At 38.2% G+C, this 21,158-nt stretch carries 17 protein-coding genes; 13 read left to right on the forward strand and 4 right to left on the reverse strand.

Features of this window, described 5'->3' with window-relative positions; translation table 11 throughout:
• The 4 genes from F887_RS17405 to F887_RS17390 all read right to left on the reverse strand — a co-directional run bounded on the left by F887_RS17405 (position 1) and on the right by F887_RS17390 (position 4,622).
• A complete protein-coding gene (locus F887_RS17405; RefSeq protein WP_005290792.1) occupies positions 1-708 on the reverse strand; it encodes a BamJ family beta-barrel-assembly machinery protein in 708 nt (235 codons plus the stop codon).
• 178 nt (positions 709-886) lie between these two features.
• Positions 887-3,070, reverse strand: coding sequence for a polysaccharide biosynthesis tyrosine autokinase (locus F887_RS17400; protein WP_005290795.1), 2,184 nt, complete (start codon positions 3,068-3,070; stop codon positions 887-889).
• Positions 3,071-3,088: 18 nt separating this feature from the next.
• Positions 3,089-3,517, reverse strand: coding sequence for a low molecular weight protein-tyrosine-phosphatase (locus tag F887_RS17395; protein ID WP_005290798.1), 429 nt, complete (start codon positions 3,515-3,517; stop codon positions 3,089-3,091).
• A gap of 4 nt (positions 3,518-3,521) precedes the next feature.
• The gene (locus tag F887_RS17390; RefSeq protein WP_005290801.1) at positions 3,522-4,622 is read right to left on the reverse strand and encodes a polysaccharide biosynthesis/export family protein; all 1,101 of its coding nucleotides are present in this window, start codon (positions 4,620-4,622) and stop codon (positions 3,522-3,524) included.
• Between the two features lie 637 nt (positions 4,623-5,259).
• Here F887_RS17390 and wecB point away from each other — a divergent pair.
• The 13 genes from wecB to F887_RS17325 all read left to right on the forward strand — a co-directional run bounded on the left by wecB (position 5,260) and on the right by F887_RS17325 (position 21,146).
• The gene (wecB, locus tag F887_RS17385; RefSeq protein WP_005290804.1) at positions 5,260-6,384 is read left to right on the forward strand and encodes a non-hydrolyzing UDP-N-acetylglucosamine 2-epimerase; all 1,125 of its coding nucleotides are present in this window, start codon (positions 5,260-5,262) and stop codon (positions 6,382-6,384) included.
• A 39-nt stretch (positions 6,385-6,423) separates the two neighbouring features.
• Positions 6,424-7,677: a UDP-N-acetyl-D-mannosamine dehydrogenase gene (gene wecC, locus F887_RS17380; RefSeq protein ID WP_005290807.1), complete on the forward strand. Its 1,254-nt coding sequence runs from the start codon at positions 6,424-6,426 to the stop codon at positions 7,675-7,677.
• On the forward strand, positions 7,678-8,244 hold the full coding sequence (locus tag F887_RS17375; protein WP_005290810.1) for an acyltransferase: 567 nt from the start codon (positions 7,678-7,680) through the stop codon (positions 8,242-8,244). It begins immediately after the preceding gene.
• Complete coding sequence (locus tag F887_RS17370; RefSeq protein WP_005290813.1) at positions 8,241-9,458, forward strand: polysaccharide biosynthesis protein; 1,218 nt, start codon at positions 8,241-8,243, stop codon at positions 9,456-9,458. Before F887_RS17375 ends, F887_RS17370 begins: the two co-directional genes overlap by 4 nt.
• Positions 9,459-9,467: 9 nt before the next feature.
• Positions 9,468-10,400 carry a glycosyltransferase gene (locus F887_RS17365; RefSeq protein ID WP_005290816.1) on the forward strand — a complete coding sequence of 311 codons (933 nt, stop codon included), beginning with the start codon at positions 9,468-9,470 and terminating at the stop codon, positions 10,398-10,400.
• Entirely contained in the window at positions 10,375-11,499 is a 1,125-nt protein-coding gene (locus tag F887_RS17360; protein ID WP_005290820.1) for an O-antigen ligase family protein, read from the forward strand. The genes F887_RS17365 and F887_RS17360 overlap by 26 nt, the downstream gene beginning before the upstream one ends.
• An 8-nt stretch (positions 11,500-11,507) precedes the next feature.
• Positions 11,508-13,646 carry a bi-domain-containing oxidoreductase gene (locus F887_RS17355; protein ID WP_005290825.1) on the forward strand — a complete coding sequence of 713 codons (2,139 nt, stop codon included), beginning with the start codon at positions 11,508-11,510 and terminating at the stop codon, positions 13,644-13,646.
• Positions 13,643-15,457, forward strand: coding sequence for a heparinase II/III domain-containing protein (locus tag F887_RS17350; RefSeq protein ID WP_005290828.1), 1,815 nt, complete (start codon positions 13,643-13,645; stop codon positions 15,455-15,457). The genes F887_RS17355 and F887_RS17350 overlap by 4 nt, the downstream gene beginning before the upstream one ends.
• Positions 15,454-16,665, forward strand: a complete 1,212-nt coding sequence (locus F887_RS17345; RefSeq protein ID WP_005290829.1) for a glycosyltransferase family 4 protein — start codon at positions 15,454-15,456, stop codon at positions 16,663-16,665. Before F887_RS17350 ends, F887_RS17345 begins: the two co-directional genes overlap by 4 nt.
• A 1-nt stretch (position 16,666) precedes the next feature.
• A complete protein-coding gene (locus F887_RS17340) occupies positions 16,667-17,278 on the forward strand; it encodes a sugar transferase (protein WP_005290832.1) in 612 nt (203 codons plus the stop codon).
• On the forward strand, positions 17,275-17,925 hold the full coding sequence (locus tag F887_RS17335) for a NeuD/PglB/VioB family sugar acetyltransferase (RefSeq protein ID WP_005290835.1): 651 nt from the start codon (positions 17,275-17,277) through the stop codon (positions 17,923-17,925). The genes F887_RS17340 and F887_RS17335 overlap by 4 nt, the downstream gene beginning before the upstream one ends.
• A 31-nt stretch (positions 17,926-17,956) precedes the next feature.
• Complete coding sequence (locus F887_RS17330; RefSeq protein ID WP_005290839.1) at positions 17,957-19,129, forward strand: DegT/DnrJ/EryC1/StrS family aminotransferase; 1,173 nt, start codon at positions 17,957-17,959, stop codon at positions 19,127-19,129.
• A gap of 142 nt (positions 19,130-19,271) precedes the next feature.
• Entirely contained in the window at positions 19,272-21,146 is a 1,875-nt protein-coding gene (locus tag F887_RS17325; protein ID WP_005290842.1) for a polysaccharide biosynthesis protein, read from the forward strand.
• Positions 21,147-21,158 lie beyond the last annotated feature (12 nt).

Genomic DNA, 21,158 nt, shown 5'->3' on the forward strand with positions numbered 1-21,158 from the left:
TTATTTTACAGCGATTAATTCTACATCAAAAATTAATGTGCTATTCGGTGGGATCGAACCTGGTACACCTTGTTCACCGTAACCTAAGTTTGCTGGAATATAGAAAGTTGCTTTACCACCTTCTTTCATTAGCTGTAAGCCTTCAGTCCAACCTGGAATCACTTGATTCAATGGGAACTCAATTGGCTCACCACGATCATAAGAGCTGTCAAAGACTTTACCATCAGCAAGTTGGCCTTTGTAATGAACTTTTACAACAGATGTCGCGACAGGTTGCTTACCTGTACCTTCTTTGGTGATCTTGTATTGCAAGCCTGAAGCTGTGGTTTTCACGCCTTCTTTTTTCGCATTTTCTGTTAAGAAACTGTTGTTGGTTGCTTCAGTTTTTTTGGTTTCAGCGACTTGTTTCTGTTGTTGCTGTTTTTGGAACTCGACATACGCTGCTTGTAACTCTTCTTCTGTATAGGCAGCAGGTTTCTGCGCATGTGCGTCACGGAAACCTGTAATAAATGCACTGGTTTCTAATTCTGGTGGTGTTTGTTTCGCCACTTCATAGCCTAATGCATAACTGATTTTTGCAACAGGTGCTGCATTTTTGTCAGCCTTGGCACCAAGCTCAGTGGTTGGATTCTTGGTAGCGTAGTAAATAGGAACGAGCGCTGCACCGCCTAAAACAGCTGCGACAACGAAAGGTAAAGCTTTACTCATGAGATGTCCCAAAGCGAGATTTGAATAAAAAATATGGCATTGATCTTAGCATGTATGCGTTGAAGCATTGAATAATTAACAGCAAAAATGCGTGTGTTTTTTATAATATTTATGTGTTTAAGCATAAAAAAACCAGATCACATGATCTGGTTTTTTGAACAATTAAATTGTACTCGGTTTAATCATCTTTATGCGCTTTATAGGCATATGAGTAGTTATAGCCATAGCCATAACCTGCACTTGAGCGTTGAATATCGTTTAAGATAAATCCATTGACTTTTACATTGGCTTGCTCAAAACGATTTAAACTCAGTTCAAGCTCTTTCATTTGTGACTTGGCATAACGAGCGATGATTAAATTTACACCCGCGTATTGAGAAATAATAATACCATCGGTAACAGCCAAGATTGGCGGTGTATCAATAATGATGTGATCGTATTGTTGACTCAGCTGTTCCAATAACAATTTAAACTGTTCTGAACCGAGCATTTCAGAAGGATTGGTTGGGTTTTTTCCTCGTGTAATCACACTTAAACCTGAGATCTCAGTTTGGTGTATCACTTGATTGAGGTCAGCCTGATGGCTTAAATATTCTGATAAACCAGGCTTGATCTCTACATTAAAATATTTATGCAGATACCCACGACGCATATCGGCATCGATGATGAGTACTTTTTTATTACTTTGAGCAAAAATCGTAGCTAAGTTGGTCGAGATAAATGATTTACCAACTTCAGGTGAAGGACCTGCAATCATGATGATATTGTTCTTGGCATTTGCGAGTGCAAAATGAATCGCCGTTCGAATACTACGTAAGCTTTCTACGGCGATATCATCATTATGTTTAACCGCAAGAATAGGAATAGACTTCTTCTTCTTTAAGATACTAATACGTGTTTCTTGCACTGGAGAGCGTGGGACCGTAGCGTAAACTGGTAGATCAAACTCGGTTTCGATTTGCGTCGAATCTTTCACGCCTGTACGAAGCATATTACGTATTAGCGCAATTAAAGTTCCTAAAAAAGCGCCCAAGAAAATTGATAAAATCAGGATTTGCAATTTTTTCGGTTTAATTGGCTCGACAGGTTCCACCGCGGTATCTACGATACGTACATTGCCAATCTCACCTGCTTTAGCAATACGTAACTGTTGATAAGAGTTTAATAATGCAGTGTAAAGCTGCGCCTTAACTTCAACTTCCCGATAAAGTTGTAGATATTGTCTTTGCACATCAGGCAGTTGCTTTAAGGTACTGTTTAGATCTGCAATTTGTTTATCAATAGCCCCAATTTGAGCATTAATTTCACGCATAGCAGGGTGCTGAGCCGTGTATTTGGCTGCTAGATCGGCTTGTTGTTGTTGTAACTCGATCTTTTTGGTTTCTAAGGTAATGCTTTGGGTTAAATACAGTTCAGATTCTTTGGTCACATCCACTGTATTATATTTTTGACGGAATTTATTGAATTCGCGTTCCGCATCATCCAGTTGCTTTTTCAGGTCTGGTAGCTGTTCATCTAAGAATTTTAAGGTTTGTGCCGTTTCAGCAGAACGACGTTCTACATTCTGTGCACTATATGCCGCTAAAATCGCATTTAAAACCTTTGAAATATGTTCTTTATCTTGACCTTGATAATTTAGTCCTAAAATTCCCGTCAGTTTGCCCTTTTCAGCTACAGAGTAGTTGGAAAGGATCGCTTGGACGGCAGCAGGTAAAGAATTCTTTTGCACGAAATAGTGCGTATCAAAGGTATCATTGCTAAAGATCGCAATCTTCCAAACGCCTGCTCGTGTGCTGAGTTGATTAAGCTTATTTAGCGGTGCGGTTAAAAGTACTTCATCAGTTTTTGGATCAGTTAAGCTAAAACTATGATCTTTAAAACTTAAGTTAAGTTTTTTATCTAGGTAATAATTTGGGACATCGAATTGTTTAATATCAAAAGCTTTTTGCTCATCGTTAAAAATGACACCTTTAGGGGTATATTCGGTGGCATAATCTGATTTATTAAATAAACGATGTGAAAAAGTATCTTCTGAACTTGCAATTTCAAGGTCTAGATGGAGTGCTTGGATCACTGAGCCTAAAACTAAACGTGACTTTAAAATTTCGATTTCAGACTGAGCGGGCGATTTTTGCTCAATCATTTGTGAAAGATCACCAAGCAGTGCCGCAGATGCACCTTTGCTGTCTTCCACTTGAACCAAAGCATCGACTGAATACGTATCTGGGGTAGCACGTAGGTACAGTAAAGCAAGCACCAAGCTTAGAATAATACACAGCGCAATAAGCTTCCATTGTGCAATCAAAGCAAAGAACAGCTCTTTTAGGTCAATCGTATCTTCAGTATTGGTATTTTGGCTCATAATCTTAATCTAAAAAAGTTAAATATAATTTTTCCAGTCAGTCACACACTGTTGAATCAGCTGACAGGTATTATCAAAAAAAGTCTGATCGTGTTGATAGGGATCAGGTACGTTTTTGTTTTGCCAATGTCCTAGACGGAAAACTTTCCCTTTCGCAAATGGCCATGTTTGCTCAATATGCTTTTGCTGATTATTGCTCATCACTAAAATCAGATCTGCCTGTTTAAGGTGACCAGCATTGAGTTTTTTGGCAATATGCGCACTCATATCAATATTCAAACGCTGCATACACAGCTGTGCCTTATCATCAGCCGCATGTCCAATCAACCCAGAAATACCTGCGGATTCAATTTGCAGGTCAGGGTGTTGCTGTTTGAGTAAATACTCTGCCATTGGACTGCGGCAAATATTGCCGACGCAAACGACTAAAACAGTTTTAATATCCATTCAATTATTGCCCTAGACGATCAAAATTGTATAACGCACTAGAGAACGGAATAACTTGGTTGATAACACGTTGCCAGCGAGTCAGGCCAGTTGCGTCAACATAGACAATATCATTACTACGTAGTCTAAACTGATTGGCAAGACCAAAATCACCCAAACTTACTAAATTCAAGTGATACAGTTCAGTGTGACGATCTTGGGGATTAGTGCGAAGTACATAAATACGACTAGCACTGGCCGAAAGTGGGTTGAGACCTAAACTTTCACCTAAAGCATCACTTAAGGTCATGCCTTGGTCGCGCATTGGCAAGGCTTGGTTTTTACCAGACTCACCCATCACATAAATTTTTTGATTTTCTCTTGAACTGACATAAATCGTATCATTGGGTTGTACCAATAGTTTATGTAGTGAATAGCCAGATTTTTCTAGTGCAATGGTATTAAGGTCATAAGTAATACCATTGCGAATGAGTTGGATAAAGGTATTATCACCTTTATCTGTGACACCTCCAGCCATTCCTAGAGCGGTATAGATACTAATTGGTTGGTCATTCAGAAAGAATTGACCGCCCTTAATGACACTACCTTGAACCGAATAGCGTTGACCTTGATAAGATAGTACTCGCACAATCACATCAGGGTTTTTTAGATAACGCGCAAATTGACTACGTAGGTCAGTGTTGAGTTGTGCGAGTGTTTTGCCTGCAGCTTTATAGCGGCCAACCAAAGGAACTTGAACAAAACCATTATAATCAATTGGATAGCCATTGGCTTGAATTGATTGATCATTGGTGAGGTTGTTGACTGGCGGAGTAATTTCGGGATACGCCCAAAGTTGAATAGAGAGCACATCCCCAGAGCTCAGACGGTAGGCTTGTTGCTGTTGTTTAAAAAGTGCGGTGTAATTATTTCGATAATCGATTTGAGCGGGCTGAATCGCGGGTAAATTGTCCTGCGTAATTTTTATAACATTAACATCAGTTCCTTGGTCTGTGGTGTAAACGCCTTCACTCGGAATATCGTATGTTTGTAAGCCAGAAGTAACAGCACAAGCTGTAGCACTAAGACTAATCGCAAGAATGGAAAAAAGTTGATAATGCTTCACACTCGACCCTTGAATAGTTATATCTGTTGTTACACAACAACATATCTTTGGACTTAGAATTGGGCTAATTCTAGCTGAAAAAGATCAAAAAAGCATAAAAGAATCATTTCGGTTTGTATGTTTAGTTTATCTGAATAATATAGAAGTTAGCATTTGGAATGCTTAGAATTGGGTTGTTAAAAACAATCATACAATTCAAATGGGGGCTAAATTAAAAATCTGCTATAGTACGCCCGTTTCGCAGTAGTAAAGGGATAGCATAGTTCCCATGAAAGCGATGAGGGTATTCGAAAGGATTGGAAGATGGAGCATTTGTGACATTGATGCATAAAATCTGAGTCACTACAATGTATTAGAAAAGTTAAAGAGTTTTGCTTTGACACATTGAAGTGGTAAAGAGTTGTAGTGGCAAAAACAATGTTGGATTGCTTTAAATAAGAGATCAGAATTACTTGTTATTTGTTGCCATTTTAGGTTGTGTTTGATTGAATTTATTGATTTAAGTTCATCTTGCGGCGATCATTCTTTCGCACTATATGACACGACAAAATTGGCAAATAGAATGAAATATTTTATGGGTTAATTTGATTTAAACTCATAAATAGATAGAACGTCATACATAAAAAGGGTGAATTGGGTGAAAAAAGTTTTATTAGTATTTGGTACTCGACCAGAAGCGATAAAAATGGCCCCTTTGGCCTTAAAGTTACAACAGTTTAATGAAGACTTTGAAACTAAAGTCTGTGTGACAGGTCAACATCGTCAAATGTTGGATCAGGTGTTGAGTTTATTTGAATTAACACCAGACTTTGATTTGAATTTGATGAAACCAGGGCAAACACTTTCAGATGTGACCTCTGGGGTACTTAAAGGGCTAGAACAGGTTTTTGACGCATGGACGCCCGATGTGGTTTTGGTGCATGGTGATACCGCTACGACCTTTGCTGCTTCATTGGCTGCGTATTATCACAAAATAAAAGTAGGTCATGTCGAAGCGGGCTTGCGCACAGGTGATCTATATTCCCCTTGGCCAGAAGAAGCCAATCGAAAATTAACCGGTGTACTTGCAAATTATCATTTTGCTCCGACTCAATCATCATATAACAATTTAATTAAAGAAAATGTGAATCCTGCAAATATAGTCGTGACAGGAAACACCGTGATTGATGCTTTACTACAAGTCAAACAAAAAGTAGAACAAGACCAACAACTGGTCATGCAATTTCAGCAAGAATTTCCATTCCTTGATGCAGATAAAAAACTCATATTAGTCACAGGACACCGTCGTGAGAATTTTGGGCAGGGCTTTTTAAATATCTGCAAAGCATTGGCGAATTTAGCTAAAAAATATCCTGATATTCAAATTGTTTATCCTGTACATTTAAATCCGAATGTACAACAACCTGTTAACGAGCTGTTAGCGGGTATCGCCAATATTCATTTGATCGCCCCACAAGATTATTTGCCTTTTGTGTATTTGATGAATCGTAGTTATCTGATTCTAACCGATTCTGGTGGTATTCAAGAAGAAGCACCATCATTGGGTAAGCCCGTGCTGGTTATGCGAGATACCACTGAAAGACCTGAAGCGGTTCATGCAGGAACGGTACGTTTAGTTGGTACAGATACAGAAACTATTGAGCGTTCAGTCATAGAGTTACTTGAAAATCCAAATATTTATGCTGAGATGGCTGAAGCCCATAATCCGTACGGAGATGGTGATTCATGTCAGCAAATTATTGATTTTCTTAAAGCGAACTAAGCCGAAATTTCCATTTATTTTGATTTAAAAGTATAGAGTATGAGCAATTCATTCAAGCATATCTGCGTTATAGGGTTAGGTTATATTGGTTTACCAACAGCTGCGACATTTGCTGCACATGGGGTAAAAGTGACGGGTGTTGATGTGAATCAACATGCGGTAGATATGATTAATCAAGGTAAAGTTCATATTGTTGAACCTGATTTAGATGCTTTGGTCCGTGATGTCGTTGCTCAGGGTAAATTGTCTGCTCAATTGGCGCCGACTGAAGCAGATGCTTATATTGTTGCAGTTCCAACACCTTTTAAAGATGATTATCAGCCAGATCTAAAATATATTGAATCTGCTGCTAAGGCTTTAGCACCTTTTTTAAAGCCAGGTAATTTGGTTATTTTAGAGTCGACATCGCCTGTAGAGGCAACTGAGCAAATGTCAGCTTGGTTGAGCGAAGCACGTCCAGATCTGAGCTTCCCGCAACAAAAGGGTGAAGAGGCTGATATTTTAGTCGCGCACTGCCCAGAACGTGTGTTGCCAGGTAAAGTTTTACAAGAATTGATCAGTAATGACCGTATTATTGGTGGAATGACACCACGTTGTTCAAAAGCAGCATGTGATTTATACAAAATTTTTGTAAAAGGTGCATGTATTGAAACCAATGCTCGTACCGCAGAAATGTGCAAATTGACAGAGAACTCTTTCCGTGACGTCAATATTGCTTTCGCAAATGAGCTTTCAGTTATTTGTGACAAGTTAGATATCAATGTTTGGGAGTTGATTTCACTGGCGAATCGTCACCCGCGCGTCAATATTTTACAGCCAGGACCTGGGGTCGGTGGTCACTGTATTGCGGTTGATCCTTGGTTTATTGTGGCAAAGACACCAGAACAAGCTCGTTTGATTCGTACTGCACGTGAAGTGAATGATGCCAAACCTGAATGGGTGATTGATCAGGTTAAAATTAAAATTGCGGATTTCTTACAAGCAAATCCAAATAAGACGATTCAAGATGTCACGATCGCTTGCTATGGTTTGGCTTTTAAACCTGATATTGATGATCTACGTGAGAGCCCAGCACTTGAAATCACGAAAAAATTGGCTGAACAAGGTTTAAATATTCTTGCAATAGAACCGAATATTCATGAACTTCCTGCCAAGCTCCCTTCAAATATTAAATTGATTGCTCTTGAAGAACATCAACAAGCAGATATCCATCTGATTTTGGTTGATCATAGACAGTTTAAAGATATGAACTTCTCTTTTTCTTATGTAGTCGATACGAAAGGCATTTTATAAATGTATAGCCTATTCAAATTTTTTTTTAGACTAGGTGATTACTATCGTGGTCTAAAATTATTTTTGTTAATTAATTTATGTGGCGGGATCTGTAAAGGAATTCCTAAAGTTGGGAAAAGTGTCATTTTCAAATACCCACCGCATAAAGGTATTAAGTTTGGTAAAAAATGTGATATAGGCTCTTTTATACAATTTGATATACCACCAGGTGGTGTGCTCGAAATTGGAGATAATCTTAAACTAACGAACACAATAAATATTGCCGTATCCAATAAAGTAAGAATAGGGAATAATGTACTTATTGCTGAAGGAGTTTCAATTAGAGACTCGCAGCATAATTACTTAAATTCTGAAGAGTTAATATCACAGCAAGGTTTGGAGGTTGGTGAAATAGAAATAAAGGATGATGTGTGGATTGGTAAAAATAGTATGATTTTACTCAATACTGTCATTAATAAAGGATGTGTGATTGGCGCCAGCTCTATAGTCAAAAGCAAAACAACAGATAATTACGGTGTATATGCTGGTCTTCCTTTGAAAAAAATTAAGGAAAGGACTAGTAGATGAGAATTTTTATAAAGTTGATGAGCAGTGGAATTCTTGTTCAGGTATTGATGTTGCTGTCGACTTTAGTTTTTTCTCGTATTTATTTGGTGGATGATTTTGGTGAGCTTGCATTTTATGCAAGCTTTGGTTCAATAATGGCAATTATAGGGGGATTGCGTTTTGATTATATTTTATTAAAAGAAAGTATATCGGATAAAGTTGGAGCATATTTTTTATCTAATATTTTGAGTCTTTTTTTAAATTTAATCATCTTGTTGATTTTCTTTGTTATCCAATATTTCTTTCAATTGTTGAACTATAACTTATTGATTTTATTTTTATTTGGTTTTGGTTTTAGTCTTTTTAATAATCTCACCCAATTTTTTGTGGCGCAAAAGAAATATAATTACTTTATAACTTTGAGATTTATTCAGGTAATAACTGTATTTGTTATTGCTATTTTAGCTTACGCTTCCTCATATGAATTAAAAGGGTTGTTGTGGGCATATGGTGGGTCTCAATTTTTATTAGGTTTAATGGGGCTTGGTTTTCTCTTAAAAAATAAATGGGTTGAGGTTGATTTAGCATCTCTTCATAAATGTTATAAGGAAAATATTTTTGAAGCTGGAAAAAACTCTTTAATAAGTTTCATGCAGTATAGTACACCCCTTATTCCGGTGTTTGTTGGTGGAATGTTCTATGATAAAAAAATCATAGGAGCATATTTCGTATTTTCTCAAATGATTAGTGCACCTCTAAGTGTTGTAAGACGAAATTTACTTATATATTTCAATGGGGAATTTTCTTCCAGAGAAAAATTTTATCACGCTTTTTCTAAAGTATTTTCTCTAACCCGTTTTTTTCTCTTTTTAGGTGTTTTATCTGTCCTACTACTAATAACTTATTTCTTTAAAGATGAGTTAACACTTTTAGTTCTAGGAAGCCAGTGGTCACCTTACGCTTATTTGCTGTTGCCGTTAGTGTTTTATTTTGTTTTTGACAGCCTTTTACAACCTTTCACAACACTTTTACCATTGTGGAATAAAGTGAACATTTCTTTGTTGTACGAAGGAGTTAGGTTTTTCCTGTTAGTGATTATACTTCCAGTATTAATTTATATTTTTAAATTTGATTTTGTTATTTTCCTAACAATATATATTTTAATTATGTTGTGTGTCTATCTGATGATTTTTTATAAAATTTTCAGTCTTCATTCAAGTTTGGAAGAGAAATGAGGGGTGCCTATGAAAATTAATAAAGAAACGATCATTATCGGTGGAATACCAAATCCAATTGGTGGAGTAACTACTTTTTTGAGTAGATTAATTAAGGCTTACTCTCAATATGTTGTAATGCTATTGGACTTGTATCCAAGTGAAGATAAAAGAATTCCTAAGAATTTTTCTGGTCATTATAAGTTAGCTAAAAATAAAATTATCGCTGTTTTTCTGGTTTTTTTAGCCCAGTTAAAATATAGAAATAAGGATTTCTTCTTTAATTTTTCCTCTGGGAATAGTCTGGCATTTTTTATCTTTCTGCCAAAAATGAATAATGAATGGTCTTTGATGCTACATCATGGTCATTTATCAAGCAAATTGCCGAGGTTTATAACCAAAATTATTCTAATGAAGTTTGATAGAATATATGCTTTGAATCAGAGGCAAGAGGAGTTTTATAGGAGGTTTAAGTCAGATCTCAATATAATTCAAGAAACTTCTTATGTTCCTGCAACTCTTGTTGACATTGAAAATGTTGAAAAAGAAGTTCTGTTAGATAAAATTAATGAAGGTTATAAAATACTGGTGGGTTCGGGTTTTCCTAGGCCCTTATATCAGCATCATTTACTGATTGATCTAGTTACTAGAAATCAGAACCTTTTTTTATTTCTTTTTCTATATGGCGAAGGTGAGCTGAAGGATGAGCTTTTAAAGCTTAACCATCCTAGGATAGTGGTTTTCTTCGATAAAGATGAAGATATTTTTAATTTTTACCTTTCTAAATCAAATCTGTATTTAAGACCAACCTTAGAAGATAGTTTCGGAATAGCATGTGCTGATGCTGTAGAGTTTGGTATACCAGTAATTGCCTCAAATGTTTGTAAAAGATACTCAGGTGTCCACACTTATGAGTTAAATTCGGATCAGGAATTCTATGAGCTATCAAAAAAATTTCTATAGTTCGTCAAATGTTATAGTTCTACTGATATTAAGTTTTCTAACTATTGCAATAACATTAGTTGGCTTAGATTATGAACCTATTGTTATGCTAGCAAGAGGGATGACATATTCATTAGCAGGTTTTCTTGTTTTATGTTATTTGTTTAAAGGAGGCTTAGTTGTAAAACTAGAAAAATCTCTATTTTTCTTTCTTTTATTAGTATTTTGGGTAGGTGTTCGTGCCAAAAATTTTTATGGTTTGGGGTTGTTGCTGCAAACAATATTACTTTTTCTAAGTACCTTTGTTTTGAGGAATTTAAATTTTAGCTTTAAGGTGGATAAAGCAATATTAATAGGTGCTTTCTTTTATTTATTAATGGCTTTTGTACATTTTTTTATAACTCCTATTTTTGGTAATAGCAATTATATCGGTGTATGTGGTCTAATTTTCCTTGTTGTCTTTTTTTCAAAACAAACCAAAATATATTATCTTTTTTCTTTGCTATGCTTGGTTTTTATTGTTTTATCTGGAACGCGCTCAGCAATATTAGGTTTAGTGGTCGGATATTTATTATTTAAGATATTTAATTTACGGACTTCATTAAGAATCCTATCTCTCATTGGATTTACTGTACTAGCTATTTTATTCTTTAAATCTGGGCTCTATGACTATTTAAACTCTGATGATTTTGCCCAACTGGTTATTGATAAAACAGGTAAACGTCTAGAGTCAGGCCGTTTTGAAATTTGGGATCTCATTTTTTCGAATATGAGTTTTTCTAACTATATAATTGGACTGGGAGGAGGAACTGATTACGAGGCAATAATTGGTAGTAAATTAAGTGCCCACTCCGGCTATGTATATATTATTTCCTCTTATGGCATTGTTGGCCTATTTCTATTTGCCATGGCTAGTATATTTTCTATTATTAGACTATTTAAAAAAGGATATTATTTTTCCTTTTTATTATTTGTAGCTCTTTTATTCCGTGAATTCTTTGAAGTTACTTTACTACATAATAGTTTTCCCATTGCATTGTTTTTTTGGGCTTTTTTATCAAACGGCTATTTAGACCAGTTAAGACTCTATAGACTTTCTTCAGGCACAGTAAAAGATTAAGGTAATTTATGAAACAAATTCTTCAAGATATGGCAAATGGTGGTACGACTGTGACCGAAGCTCCAGTACCACAATGTTCAAAAGGTCATTTACTGATTTCCACAACAACTTCGCTTATTTCTGCTGGTACAGAACGTATGTTAGTTGGTTTTGGTAAGGCGTCTCTAATTGATAAAGCACGCCAGCAACCTGAAAAAGTGAAAATGGTACTGGAAAAAGTACAAACAGATGGTCTCTTAACAACTTACGATGCTGTAAAGTCTAAGTTGGCCCAACCACTTGCATTAGGTTATTGCAATGTGGGTATCGTGCATGAAGTAGGTGCTAATGTAGATGATTTCCAAGTTGGCGATCGTGTTGTGTCAAATGGCCCCCATGCTGATATGGTAAAAGTACCTAAAAACCTTTGTGCAAAAATTCCAGATAATGTCAGTGATGAATCTGCTTCTTTTGCTGTCGTAGCAAGTATTGGCTTGCAAGGTATCCGTCTTGCTCAACCGACTTTGGGTGAAAGCTTTGTCGTGACAGGTGCGGGTCTTATTGGTCTACTCACCATCCAGATGCTAAGAGCAAACGGCTGTCGAGTTCTCGCCATTGACTTTGATCAAAGTAAATTAGATTTGGCAAAACAATTCGGTGCAGAGATCTGTAATCCTGGTAAAGGTGAAGATCCAGTTGCTGTGGGTCTGGCATTTAGTCGTGGTGTGGGTGTAGATGGTGTCATTATTACCGCGTCAACCAAGGTCAGTGATCCTGTTATTCAAGCAGCACGAATGAGTCGAAAACGTGGTCGTATTATTCTAGTCGGTGTAACAGGCTTAGAGTTAAACCGCGCAGATTTTTATGAAAAAGAACTCAGTTTCCAAGTTTCTTGTTCATATGGTCCAGGTCGTTATGATACTGGATATGAAGACAAGGGTAATGACTATCCACTTAGCTTTGTTCGCTGGACTGAGCAACGTAACTTTGTTGCCGTTTTGGATATGATGGCTGCGGGTACCTTAAATGTAGAACCATTAATTACGCAGCGATTTGAATTTGAAGATGCGCCAAGCGCTTATAATGCGTTGACAGAAGATAAATCAGGTTTGGGTTTATTACTTAAATATAACTCCCCAGTCGAAACCCGTTTAGAAAAGCGAGTGGTATTACGTCCCATTTCTATTGAGCCAAAAAATGCTGTGGTTGGTTTTATCGGGGCAGGTAACTATGCTTCACGTGTGTTGATACCAGCTTTCAAAAAAGCATCTTCTCAATTACATACTATCGTAACCTCTGGCGGCATTAATGGGGTTATTCATGGAGAAAAAACAGGATTTGCCGAAGCTTCGACAGATCTGGATGGTTTATTAAATAATAAAGATATCAATACCGTCGCGATCGCGACCCGCCATAATAGCCATGCATACTTTGTAGAAAGAGTTTTAACGGCAGGTAAGAATGTTTTTGTTGAAAAGCCATTGGCTCTGACTGTCGAAGAAATTGAAAAAATTGAAACGGTCTACAATCAAAATATCCAGAATAATCAATATGCACGAGTCATGGTCGGCTTCAACCGTCGTTTCTCCCCACAAGTGCAAAAAATGAAAACTTTGCTGGATACAGTGAAAGAGCCGAAAAGCTTTATCATGACCATGAATGCAGGTGCGATACCAGCAGATCATTGGACACAAGATAATGCTGTTGGTGGTGGGCGTATTATTGGAGAAGCATGCCACTTTATCGACTTGATGCGCTTCTTGGCAGGTTCAAAAATTGTTTCTATTCAGGCTCGACGTATGGGCGAAACTGATGCAGTACAGGTTCTAGAAGATAAGGCTTCAATTACGCTTGGTTTTGAAGATGGGTCATTTGGCACCATTTTCTACTTAGCAAATGGCGCCTCAAGCTTCCCTAAAGAGCGTGTAGAAGTCTTTACAGCAGGTCGAGTATTACAATTAGATAATTTCAGAAAGCTAAAAGCATTTGGCTGGCCTGGATTTAATAAAATGAATCTTTGGCGACAAGATAAAGGTCAAGATGCTTGCGCTGCTGTTTTTGTTGACAGTATCCGAGATGGAAAAGAAGCACCGATTCCAGCAGATGAAATTTTTGAAGTTGCTAGAGTGACCATTCAGGTTGCCGAAATTTTAAGAGCACAAACATGAGTTTAGTCATGAAAGGTCAAACAGCGCTTGCATTAGGGTTGTTTAATTTGTTCAGAGTGTTTAAATATCGTGTGGGCGTAAAAACAGGTTTAAACCCTGTACAAAAGCTGTCTGCACAATTGCCAGCGGGTTACTTCTTTAGTCAGAGTGCACCCACTGGCACAATGAATGTGCCAGTAAACTCAACGTTAACAGCCTTTGGATACCTCAAGTATCCAGTGGCTGGACAGCTGCCGAATTGGTTCTATAGCCCTTTAACCCAACATACCTTTCAAAATACAGAGAAGGCATGGTATCAAATTCCAGATTTTGATGGGAATGTTGGTGATATTAAAGGCATCTGGGAGGCTTCTCGTTTTGACTGGCTAATAGACCTTGTGCTACACGAGCGTCAAGTGAGAGATGGGCAAGCATTGGTTCAGCTTGATTTATGGTTGAATGATTGGTGTGAGAAGAACCCTGCTTATTTTGGGCCGAATTGGAAATGTGGGCAGGAAGCATCCATCCGTGTCATGCATATCATTACTGCACTCATCGGTTTAGAGCAAGAGCAGCATCCGCATGACAATGTCTGTGCATTTATCGAGGCACATTTAAAGCGTATTGAACCTACAATTGATTATGCCATTGCTCAGGATAATAATCATGGGACATCTGAGGCAGCGGCATTGTATATCGGTGGGGCTGTTCTAAATCTTTGGAAACCTAAGCCTCAATATCAGCAATGGCAGGCATTGGGTGAGAAATGGTTGCTGAACCGTGCAAGCAAGCTCATTATGCAAGATGGTGGTTTTAGTCAATATTCGATTAATTACCATCGCGTGATGCTGGATTCTTATTGCTTAGCTGAAATCGTCCGCCAAAAATTCGAATTGAAGCCTTTTTCAGGACAACTATACCGTCAATTGCAGAAAGCGACAGACTGGTTATATGTATTAACCCAAGCTGATGGGGATGTGCCTAATTTAGGTGCCAATGATGGTGCGCGACTGATTCCTGTAAGCCAAACGGATTATCGTGATTTTAGACCAACAGTTCAGTTGGCAAGTACCTTATTCCATCAACACAGTTATTATCCAGAACCAGATTCATATGATGAAAGTCTAACGTTCTTTCAAATACAAAAAGTGAAGCAAGAAAACTTTGAGCTGCCTTCGCGAAATCAATTTTTTAATGAAAGCGGTTTGATTAGTTCTCAAAATAATAATTTCTTTATTGCACTCAAATTGCCGAAATTCAAATTTCGTCCAAGTCAATGTGATGCTTTGCATCTGGATGTTTGGTTTAAAGGACAAAACCTTGTACGTGATGGCGGAACTTATAGTTATAATTCCACCGTAGAAGATTTAAATTACTTTTCTGGCGTTGCCAGTCACAATACTGTTGAGTTTGATCAACATCAACAAATGCCGCGTTTAAGTCGCTTTTTATTCGGTGCATGGCTGACACCAAAAGAATTAACGTATAGCAGTGATGAGTTTGGTTGTGCCTATCAAGATCATTGGGGGTGTACCCACCACCGTAAAATTTCATTAACAGATAATGCAATTAAAATAGCAGATAATATCTCTGGTTTTCAGCAACAAGCGGTCTTACGTTGGCGTTTACAGCCAGATCATTGGACTCTTGAGAACAATGTTCTAAGTAATGGTCAAATAGAGATTATTTTAGAGGCTGAGCATCCGATAACTCTTCGTTGGAGTGAAGGAGAGGAGTCTAGGTACTACTATCAAAAGAGCAAAGTGCCTGTTCTAGAAGTGATTGCTATACAAGCGACTACAATTTTTACTGTAATTAAAGATTTAACATGAAAATTTTATATTTCCATCAGCATTTTTCGACACCTAAAGGGTCAGCAGGAATCCGTTCCTATGCTATGGCTCAATCGCTCATTCGTAATGGCCATCAGGTGACGATGGTTTGTGGTTCTTTTGGTGCAGGTCAAACGGGTTTAACCCAGCCTTTTAATAAAGGAATGCGCCGTGGTATGGTCGATGGCATCGATATCATAGAATTTGAATTGCCTTATTCAAATGCGCTTTCTTTTCTCAAGCGTATTTTAATTTTTTTAAGTTTTGCTTTTAAATCGATTAAAGTTGCTTTGACTGAACAGTACGATGTTGTATTTGCGACAACGACTCCATTAACGGCTGGTATCCCAGGTATTTTTGCCAAGTGGTTTCGACGTAAACCCTTTGTTTTCGAAGTCAGGGATCTATGGCCAGAGTTGCCTAAAGCGATGGGGGTGATCAAAAACCCAATTGTTTTATGGATGATGTCTGTGCTTGAGTGGACCTCTTATCATTCAGCTGATCGTTTAGTGGGATTGTCTCCAGGTATTGTGGACGGCATTATTAAACGAGGGATTGCCCCTGAAAAAGTAGCCTCTATTCCAAATGGTTGTGATTTAGATATTTTTGCATCTGAACATCAAGCATGGCGACCTGAGGGCGTTCAACCAACAGACCTTATGGCAATTTTTACTGGGACACATGGCTTGGCCAATGGTCTTAATGCCGTGTTAGACGCAGCAGTTGAATTGAAAAAACGTCAAAGAACGGACATTAAATTGGTTCTGGTTGGGGATGGCATGCAGAAAAAAGCATTGCTTGAACGAGCGGCCGAGTTTCAATTGGATAATGTGATTTTTCATGATCCTGTTAATAAAGCAAAGTTAGCAGGTCTTATGGCCAGTGCAGATATTGGTTTACAAATTTTAGCCAATGTTCCAGCCTTTTATTATGGAACGTCACCGAATAAATTCTTTGATTATATTTCAGCAGGCTTGCCGGTTTTAAATAATTATCCGGGTTGGTTAGCAGAGTTAATTACTAAAGAACAATGTGGTTTTGCTGTACCCCCAGAGAATCCTCAAGCGTTTGCTGATGCCTTGGAACAGGCAGCAAATCAGCGCGAAAAACTGATTGAAATGGGCAGAAATGGTCAGCAGGTTGCCAGAGAACAGTTTAATCGTTCTATTCTTTCGCAGAAGTTTTCTGATTGGGTTGCAGGAGCGTAATATGCTTAAACGTTTACTGGATATCGTTATTGCTTCAATTGCTTTGGTATTACTTTCACCCTTATATTTTTATGTGGCTCATAAAGTAAAAAAGAACCTAGGCTCGCCAGTCTTGTTTCGTCAGGTTCGTCCAGGTTTGCATGGTAAACCGTTTGAAATGATTAAGTTTCGTACCATGAAGGATGCACTGGATGAACAGGGCAATCCCTTACCAGATAGTGAGCGTTTAACAGCTTTTGGCAAAATGTTACGTTCAACCAGTCTGGATGAAATGCCTGAGCTTTGGAATGTGATTAAAGGGGATATGAGTGTTGTAGGTCCACGTCCATTACTGATGGAATATCTACCTCTATACAACAAAGAACAAGCCAAACGTCATGATGTACGTCCAGGTATGACTGGGCACGCGCAGGTCAATGGGCGTAATGCGATTAGTTGGGAACAAAAATTTAAACTTGATACCTGGTATGTGGAAAACAGATCGCTTTGGTTAGATTTTAAAATTATGTTGCAGACAGTGAAGAAGGTCATTGCTAAAGATGATATCAGTGAAACTGGAGAAGCGACGATGAGTAAATTTACAGGAACAAATAATAAGGAGTTAAATAAGTGACAGAATTTATTGGTGTTTACGGTGCGAGTGGTTTTGGTAAAGAAGTGATGCCATTAGTCCGCCAAAAATTTCCAACTTTGAAAAAAGAACAATTTGTTTTTATTGATGATGGCCAAGCAGGTGGAAGCCTGAATGGTTATTCTGTTTTAACCTACAAAGATTTTATTAATAACACTGCTATACATAAGGCTGTAACGATTGCGATCGCTAACAGTATTGTTCGTGAAAAACTAGTCGTGCGTCTAAATGAGGATGGAGTTCAACATTTAGCGATACAAGCAGACAATACAGTGGTTTTAGATGAGGTAGAGATCGGTGAAGGGAGTCTACTTTGCCCATTCACTTGTTTGACCTCAAATATTAAAATTGGCAAGTTTTTCCACGCTAATATCTATAGTTACGTTGCCCATGACTGTGTGATTGGTGATTACGTTACCTTTGCACCAGGGGTGAAATGTAATGGTAATATTCATATTGAGGACCATGCCTATATTGGTACAGGTGCAGTGATCAAACAAGGAACACCAGACAAGCCATTGGTGATTGGTAAAGGTGCTGTAGTTGGAATGGGTGCAGTTGTAACTAAGAGTGTGCCAGCAGGCGTAACTGTAATTGGTAACCCAGCAAGAATTTTAGAAAAGAAGTAAGCCGTATTATTTTATAGATCAGGAAATTACAATGTTGAACACAGCATTCGAACCATGGCCAAGTTTTACGCAAGAAGAAGCAGACGCGGTTAAAGATGTATTACTTTCAAATAAAGTAAATTACTGGACAGGGCAAGAATGCCGAGAGTTTGAAAAAGAGTTCGCAACATTTGCGGGCACTCAATATGCAGTGGCTTTAACCAACGGTACAGTTGCCCTAGATGTGGCTTTAAAAGCTTTGGGAATAGGGGCTGGTGATGATGTGATTGTCACCTCACGCACCTTCCTCGCTTCTGCAAGTTCAATTGTAACGGCTGGGGCTAATCCTATTTTTGCTGATGTTGAGCTGGATTCTCAGAATATTTCACGTCGTACCATTGAAGCGGTACTGACTCCAAAAACCAAAGCGATTATTTGTGTGCATTTGGCAGGTTGGATGTGTGATATGGATCCAATTATGCAGCTTGCTAACGAGAAAGGGCTGTATGTGATTGAAGACTGTGCGCAAGCGCATGGTGCACAATATAAAGGTAAACCAGCGGGTTCAATTGGGCATATTTCGGCTTGGTCTTTCTGCCAAGATAAAATTATGACCACGGGTGGTGAGGGCGGTATGGTCACCACCAATGATGAGAGCCTTTGGAAAAAAATGTGGTCTTATAAAGATCATGGTAAAAGTTACGACAGCGTTTATAACAAGCAACATCCGCCAGGTTTCCGATGGCTACACGATTCTTTTGGAACCAACTGGCGTATGATGGAAATGCAGGCAGTAATTGGCCGTATTCAGCTAACACGTATGGCGGAGTGGACAAGAAAGCGTACGGAGAATGCTGAACACATTTTGAAAGCTTTTGCTGATTCTCCTTATTTTACGGTTCACTTGCCTTCGAATGATTATGTACATGCTCACTATAAGTGTTATGTACAGGTGAATCTAGCTACCTTACCTGAAGGTTGGTCACGTGACCGAATCATGCAAGAGATTATTGCGCAAAATGTACCTTGCTTTAGTGGCTCATGTTCAGAAGTGTATTTAGAGCACGCCTTTGATGGGACAGTATGGCGTCCTGAACAGCGTTTGCAGAATGCACAACAACTCGGTGAAACCAGTCTTATGTTTTTGGTACATCCAACATTAAGCCAAGATAGTATAGCCAAAACAATTTGTGCCATTCAAAACGTGAAAAGTACGATTCAATAAGTGTAGAAACAACGGCAAGAGCGTGATATAAGGTCAAACTCTTGCTTTTATGATTATGTAATCAGTATGTAAAAGTCATTTCTAGTTCTATAAGAAATGCGTATAAAGATCAAACTGTAAAATGGATGATTAGAAGAGCATTGTGAAAAAGATTATTCATCAATTCGCCTCGGCACCAAGGCTATTTAAACAGATTTTTCTGATTTTTTTGGATGCTTTCGCTTTTCCCGTGATTTTATGGTTGTGCTATGTCATCCGTTTATTTGATTTAGGCGCAGATGTTATTCCTGGGATTGATCATGGGATTGTGCTGGTCAGCCTGATTACAGTCTTATGCTTGGCCTTAACAGGTGTTTATCATTTTATTGTTCGAACATTTAACGAAGTCTTTATTGTTAAATTAGCGATTGCTGTTTCACTGACAATGATAGCACTATACATTTTGAATGTTCTCACGCCAGCTTACATCCCAATGTCGATTCCATTTATGTATGGATTTATGGTATTTGCTTGGGTATGGATTAGTCGCGCCGTTATTCGTTTTATCATTAAGGCATCTTTTTACTCAGAGATTGGGCGAAAAAGAATTGCAATTTATGGAGCGGGTGATGCTGGACAGCAAATCGCAGCTGCGTTACATCGTTCGGATGACCACTTACCTGTTTTCTTTATTGATGATTATGCATCATTACAAGGGCAAACCGTTGGCGGCTTAAAGGTTTTTTCTGTTGAAAAGGCACTGCAACGCTTTAAGAAAGATCGTATAGAAGAAATTTTACTCGCACTTCCTTCAGTTGGGAGAGTACGTAAAACAGAAATTATTCAACAGTTTGAAATTGCGCGCTTAAAAATTACAGAATTGCCGGGTTTAACCCGTCTTGTTGATGGTGAAATACAAGTTTCAGATATACAAGAAGTTGATATTATTGATTTATTAGGACGTGATCCTATTCCTCCTATTTCACATTTGATTGCTAAAAACATCCAGAATAAAGTAGTGATGGTGACAGGTGCGGGTGGTTCAATTGGTTCAGAACTATGTCGACAAATTATCAAGAATCAACCAAAGATGTTGGTGCTGTATGAGCTCACAGAATTTGCTTTATATGATATTGATAAAGAGCTGAGACAAACCGCAACCTGCGAGATTGTGCCGATCTTAGGAACTGTACAAGATCAGCAAAAGCTTGAACGTATTATTGAACAATATCATATACAAACGGTTTATCACGCTGCAGCCTATAAGCATGTCCCGTTAGTGGAATGTAATCCGATTGCTGGGCTAAAAAACAATGCCATTGGTACCGCAAATAGTTTGAATGCTGCAGTTGGAAAAGGTGTTGAAACTTTTGTTTTAATTTCAACGGATAAAGCAGTTAGACCGACCAATGTGATGGGCGCCTCAAAACGTATGGCTGAGCTCTATTGCCAAGCTGTAGCTGAAACCAAACCAGCTACACAAATCAGTATTGTGCGTTTTGGTAATGTGTTAGGTTCTTCTGGCTCTGTTGTTCCATTATTTAAGCAACAGATCGCAAAAGGTGGACCGATTACCGTGACGCATCCTGATGTAACCCGTTATTTTATGACCATTCCTGAGGCCTCTCAATTGGTGATCCAGGCGGGCGCATTAGGTTCTGGTGGTGATGTGTTCTTGCTTGATATGGGTGAGCCTGTTCGAATTCAGGACCTTGCACGTCAAATGATTAAGCTGAGCGGTTTGAAAGTGAGAGAAACTGGCTCACTGGACGGTGATATTGAGATTGCCTATAGTGGTTTGCGTCCAGGTGAAAAACTTTATGAAGAATTGCTGATTGATCAGGATAATACCGAATATACTGAACATACCCGTATCTTACGTTCGTTTGAAAAACATTTTCCATTACATGAAATTGAGTGCGTATTTGGTAAAATCAGTCAAATGACAGCTATCGATCATGACGTGGACTGGGCCCTAACCCAGCTTGAACATTATGTAGATGGCTATAAACGTAGCGGTGAAGTTAGAGTTAATTAATCTGAGAAAGAA

The sequence above is a fragment of the Acinetobacter sp. NIPH 2100 genome (genome assembly GCF_000369805.1).
Taxonomy (GTDB): Bacteria; Pseudomonadota; Gammaproteobacteria; order Pseudomonadales; family Moraxellaceae; genus Acinetobacter.

Coding starts and splice junctions, on each gene's coding strand:
- F887_RS17405 (WP_005290792.1), bottom strand. CDS start 708: ATGAGTAAAGCTTTACCTTTCGTTGTCGCAGCTGTTTTAGGCGGTGCA.
- F887_RS17400 (WP_005290795.1), bottom strand. CDS start 3,070: ATGAGCCAAAATACCAATACTGAAGATACGATTGACCTAAAAGAGCTG.
- F887_RS17395 (WP_005290798.1), bottom strand. CDS start 3,517: ATGGATATTAAAACTGTTTTAGTCGTTTGCGTCGGCAATATTTGCCGC.
- wecC (WP_005290807.1), top strand. CDS start 6,424: ATGAGCAATTCATTCAAGCATATCTGCGTTATAGGGTTAGGTTATATT.
- F887_RS17375 (WP_005290810.1), top strand. CDS start 7,678: ATGTATAGCCTATTCAAATTTTTTTTTAGACTAGGTGATTACTATCGT.
- F887_RS17370 (WP_005290813.1), top strand. CDS start 8,241: ATGAGAATTTTTATAAAGTTGATGAGCAGTGGAATTCTTGTTCAGGTA.
- F887_RS17365 (WP_005290816.1), top strand. CDS start 9,468: ATGAAAATTAATAAAGAAACGATCATTATCGGTGGAATACCAAATCCA.
- F887_RS17360 (WP_005290820.1), top strand. CDS start 10,375: ATGAGCTATCAAAAAAATTTCTATAGTTCGTCAAATGTTATAGTTCTA.
- F887_RS17355 (WP_005290825.1), top strand. CDS start 11,508: ATGAAACAAATTCTTCAAGATATGGCAAATGGTGGTACGACTGTGACC.
- F887_RS17350 (WP_005290828.1), top strand. CDS start 13,643: ATGAGTTTAGTCATGAAAGGTCAAACAGCGCTTGCATTAGGGTTGTTT.
- F887_RS17345 (WP_005290829.1), top strand. CDS start 15,454: ATGAAAATTTTATATTTCCATCAGCATTTTTCGACACCTAAAGGGTCA.
- F887_RS17340 (WP_005290832.1), top strand. CDS start 16,667: ATGCTTAAACGTTTACTGGATATCGTTATTGCTTCAATTGCTTTGGTA.
- F887_RS17330 (WP_005290839.1), top strand. CDS start 17,957: ATGTTGAACACAGCATTCGAACCATGGCCAAGTTTTACGCAAGAAGAA.